General features: G+C 59.1%; 1 protein-coding gene. It reads right to left on the bottom strand.

The features are described from left to right. Positions 1-690 (bottom strand): IS110 family transposase (locus NKJ91_RS33680; RefSeq protein ID WP_502903668.1); only part of this gene is annotated, 690 nt, incomplete at its 3' end. Positions 691-851: the final 161 nt, after the last annotated feature.

The following is an 851-nucleotide window of genomic DNA, read 5'->3' as shown; positions in this document are numbered from 1 at the left end:
CTGAAGCAACAGTTCAAGGCGATCAAGTTCACGATCTATTTGAGCCTTTAGGTGCCGAGGCAACTGGCGGCCATCGCCTGTCACCAGACCGTCGAGTCGTTTGCGCCGATCCTTCCGAAGCGGCTCGTAACCGCTGATGCCTTGGGCAAATAGCAGACCCTTGATACGATTGACGTGCTCCACCCTTTCCGCAATCAGGACCTTGCGTTCCCTGCAAATGCGACGCCGATCTTCGTTATCCGGACTTGGCGCCTTCACCATTGCACATACGCGCGGTTCGCCACGCTTGAAGGCAAGAAGTGCTCGAACCAATGCCTCCCCGTCGATCTTGTCCGTCTTCGCGCGCCGGCGACGACGGGACGCTGCGATAGAAGCCGCGTCGACGACGTGACTCTCGAACCCATTGGCTTCCAGGACTCGATGAATCCAAAAGCCGTCCAGACCAGCCTCCTGAATGGTCACGATAGGGAACAATCGCCCTGTCCGTGACAACGCCTTCTTCCGGAGGTCTTCGAACAGGCTGATCAGTCCGGCAATATCGCCGCCATCCACAGCACGTTTCGACATCTTGTCGCCGCTGCCCGGCGACAACGACGTAACCAGCCAGGTTGAGCGGCTCAGTTCCAGGGAGACAAAGATTGCTCCAAGGTCGACACGGACAGCGTTTGGGACTCCAGGTTGGGCAGACACATTCTCCACGGCGATCTCCTGTTGAGTGAGTGGTTCGATGCAGCCTCACCCTGACAGAGCGCCGGCCGCCGTTCACTCCTCATGGGATCTAAAGCCGAAAGCCAATCAGCCGCGCCCGATCAGGCTGTGCAACCCCGACCAGCTCCGCCTGATCGGGCGCT

Origin of the sequence: Mesorhizobium sp. M0040 (assembly GCF_040323505.1) — a bacterium.
Taxonomy (GTDB): Bacteria; Pseudomonadota; Alphaproteobacteria; order Rhizobiales; family Rhizobiaceae; genus Mesorhizobium.
The sequence above is the reverse complement of the archived record's forward strand: the minus strand, read 5'-3'. Positions and strand labels throughout refer to the sequence as shown.